The following is a 3303-nucleotide window of genomic DNA, read 5'->3' on the forward strand; positions in this document are numbered from 1 at the left end:
TAAGGTATAGGTTTTCATAGATGATCCTCAAAACGTGCGTTATAAACGCTCCATATTTCCTCTATCAATTTCACCTCTTCCATAGTTTTTTCCAAAAACTCTTGTAAAAAGGGATAGGTTGCAGAGTGGGAGTGTGCTCAATCTTTTCAATCGGTTGTTCACCTTCAGGTATCTCTTCTCCCACGCTTTCTTTAATTCTTTTGCAAAGGAATTCATAAAAATTACTGGCGTAATATTCGCAATTATCCAATGGAAACATAACATAGATTGGACATTCTCCATCTCGAAACTGCGTATAATCAAAGTAAAAGGTTTCATCAAAATCAGCTTCACACACGATAAGCTGTTCTGCTGTCACAAAACCACGTTTTCTATCATTTAAGTTCTGAAAAACAATATCACCAGCAGGAATACCCATAGGATTATCATAAAGACTATAGATTTCTTCACCACCAATGTCCCCGCCTTTACAATGTTCTAAAAAACTCTTGTAAGACGATGTAAATTGTAAACCGAGAGATTTCTCCGCCTTTTCAATCACGAAATCACCAACTGCATCATCTTCAGTACCAAAATTGATAATATCACCATTATATTTATCAACTAATTCTAAAACATCATCTAAGGTATAGGTTTTCATAGATGATCTTCAAAACTTGCGTTATAAACGCTCCGTATTTCTTCTATCAATTGCCCCTCCTCCATAGTTTTTTCCAAAAACTCTTGTAAAAAGGGATAGGTTGCGGACTGGGAGTGTTCTTAGTCTTTTCAATCGATTGATCACCATCAAGTATCTCTTCTCCCGCGTGTACTATAATCCTTTTGCAAAGGTATTCATAAAAATTACTGGCGTAATATTCGCAATCTTCAGATGGAAGCCTGACATAGAGTGGGCATTCTCCATCCCGAAACTGCGTATAATCAAAATAAAAGGTTTCACCAAGATCATAACTCACAACGAGTTGTTCTGGTGTCGTAAAACCACGTTTTCTATCATTTAAGTTTTGGTAAACGATATCACCAGCAGGAATACCTTCCCCACAATCCTTATAAAGGCTAAAAATTTCTTCGCCACCAATTTCTCCTCCTTTATAATTTTTTAAAAAACTCTTGTAAGAAGATGTAAATTGTAAACTGAGAATTTTCTCCGCCTTTTCAATTACAAAATCATCAACCGCATTTTTTGCAGTACCAAAATTGATAATCTCATCATCATATTTATTCACTTTATCAATTAATACTGCAACATCATCTAAAGTATAGGTTTTCATAGATGATCCTCAAAACGTGCGTTATAAATGCTCCATATTTCCTCTATCAATTTCACCTCTTCCATAGTTTTTTCCAAAAACTCTTGTAAAAAGGGATAGGTTGCGGAGTGGGAGTGTTCTCAATCTTTTCAATTGGTTGATCACCATCAGGTATCTCAACTCCCACGCTTTCTTTAATTCTTTTGCATAGGAATTCATAAAAATTACTGGCGTAATATTCGGACTCCTCATCCGCAAACATGACATAGATTGGACATTCTCCATCCCTAAACTGCGTATAATCAAAATAAAAGGTTTCACCAAAATCTGTTCTGTTAACGACAAGCTGTTCTGGTGTCGCAAAACCATGTTTTCTATCGAGTAAGTTTTGGTAAACAATATCACCAGCAGGAACACCTTCCCCACAATCTCCATAAATGCTAAAAATTTCATCACCACCAATTTCTCCTCCTCCATATTTTTTTAAAAAAACTTTATAAGAGGATGTGAATTGTAAACCGAGAGCTTTCTCCGCCTTTTCAATCTGTAGATCATCTGTTTCATTCTCTTCATCATCTTCACTACCCAAATTGATAATCTCATCATCATATTTATTCACTTTATCAATTAATACTGCAACATCAGCTAAGGTATAGGTTTTCATAGATGATCCTCAAAACTTGCGTAACGCTCCATATTTCCCCTATCAATTGCCCCTCCTCCATAGTTTTTTCCAAAAGCTCTTGTAAAAAGGGATAGGTTGCGGAGCGGGAGTGTTCTCAATCTTTTCAATTGGTTGATCACCATCAGGTATCTCAGCTCCCACGCTTTCTTTAATTCTTTTGCAAAGGAATTCATAAAAATTGCTAGCGTAATATTCAGAATCTTCAGATGAAAGCATGACATAGATTGGACATTCTCCATCCCTAAACTGCGTATAATCAAAATAAAAGGTTTCACCAAAATCTGTTCTGCTAATGAAAAGCTGTTCTGGTGTCACAAAACCACGTTCTCTATTGAGTAAGTTTCGGTAAACAATATCACCAGCAGGAATACCTTCCCCACAATCTCCATAAATGCTAAATATTTCATCACCACCAATTTCTCCTCCTCCATATTTTTTTAAGAAAACTTTGTAAGAGGATGTGAATTGCAAACCCAAAGCTTTCTCCGCCTTTTCAATCTGTAAATCATTTGTTTCATTCTCTCCATCATCTTCAGTACCCAAATTGATAATCTCTTCATCATATTTATTTACTTTATCAATTAAGACTGCAACATCATCTAAGGTATAGGTTTTCATCAATTATTCTCCATTAATTATTCTATAAATCTCTGTTTTTTCTCTTTTCATCAACCGTAGAGTATTACTGCCGATGCTCCTGTCCCCATCTGTCAAAATCTAGACCTATAATACCCCATTTCATATCAATTATTTCTCCTAAATTACTGTTTTTTTGTTCTCTATACCCTTTAGCGCGTTCCTTCCAATATTCCTCTCTCCACTTATTAAACTTTTCTCTCTCTATAAGCGATTGATGTGTTTTGGAAGGAGCATGAATCACGGAACTATATTTGTTATGATCTTTACTGCCAATTTCTGCTATGGGCCCCTCATGCGTTTGCTTTAGGTGATGCAACTCAACAGGCTCACCATCAAATCCTATAGGTGCTCTTCCTGTTTCCATCCTTTCAATATTGGTGCCCCACACGTCTTTCTTGTTTACTCTCCATTTAACCCTTTGGTTAGGATCAAACAGGTCGTCTCTCTGATAGGCTTTGTTAGTCTGTCCAAATTTGCTATCGGTAAATTTAGTGGGTTTCTTTTTTAACCAAAGCTTTTTTTCTTTAGCAGCAAGTTTGGTCAGTTCTTTCCTAGCAGCTAGTTTGTCAGGATCTCCTTGAGCTGCAAGTTCTGCAAGATTTTTCTTGGAAGCAAATTGGGCAAAATCTTTCCTAGCCATGAGTTTAATCCAAGCCTTTTCGCCAAGCTTTATGCCTCCCTTGGCTGCTCCAGCAACTCCTGTCATTAGGGATGCTGTTTCAGTCAATA

General features: G+C 36.5%; 5 protein-coding genes. All 5 read right to left on the bottom strand.

What is annotated here, in order from left to right:
• Positions 1 to 70: 70 nt before the first annotated feature.
• A complete protein-coding gene (locus ACFINU_RS09390) occupies positions 71 to 640 on the bottom strand; it encodes an SMI1/KNR4 family protein (RefSeq protein WP_375618901.1) in 570 nt (189 codons plus the stop codon).
• 46 nt (positions 641 to 686) lie between these two features.
• A complete protein-coding gene (locus ACFINU_RS09395) occupies positions 687 to 1271 on the bottom strand; it encodes an SMI1/KNR4 family protein (RefSeq protein ID WP_375618902.1) in 585 nt (194 codons plus the stop codon).
• A gap of 52 nt (positions 1272 to 1323) precedes the next feature.
• Positions 1324 to 1914 (bottom strand): SMI1/KNR4 family protein, encoded by a 591-nt coding sequence (locus ACFINU_RS09400; protein ID WP_375618903.1) that lies wholly within the window; start codon positions 1912 to 1914, stop codon positions 1324 to 1326.
• Positions 1915 to 1956: 42 nt separating this feature from the next.
• Entirely contained in the window at positions 1957 to 2553 is a 597-nt protein-coding gene (locus ACFINU_RS09405; RefSeq protein WP_375618904.1) for an SMI1/KNR4 family protein, read from the bottom strand.
• 64 nt (positions 2554 to 2617) lie between these two features.
• The coding region (locus ACFINU_RS09410; RefSeq protein WP_375618905.1) for an HNH/ENDO VII family nuclease at positions 2618 to 3303 on the bottom strand (686 nt) is incomplete at its 5' end.

Origin of the sequence: Bartonella sp. AC130YNZD (genome assembly GCF_042196865.1) — a bacterium.
Classification (GTDB): domain Bacteria; phylum Pseudomonadota; class Alphaproteobacteria; order Rhizobiales; family Rhizobiaceae; genus Bartonella.

What these genes read in the sequence shown, in the direction of transcription:
- ACFINU_RS09390 (WP_375618901.1), bottom strand. Translation starts at nt 640, where the DNA reads ATGAAAACCTATACCTTAGATGATGTTTTAGAATTAGTTGATAAATAT.
- ACFINU_RS09395 (WP_375618902.1), bottom strand. Translation starts at nt 1,271, where the DNA reads ATGAAAACCTATACTTTAGATGATGTTGCAGTATTAATTGATAAAGTG.
- ACFINU_RS09400 (WP_375618903.1), bottom strand. Translation starts at nt 1,914, where the DNA reads ATGAAAACCTATACCTTAGCTGATGTTGCAGTATTAATTGATAAAGTG.
- ACFINU_RS09405 (WP_375618904.1), bottom strand. Translation starts at nt 2,553, where the DNA reads ATGAAAACCTATACCTTAGATGATGTTGCAGTCTTAATTGATAAAGTA.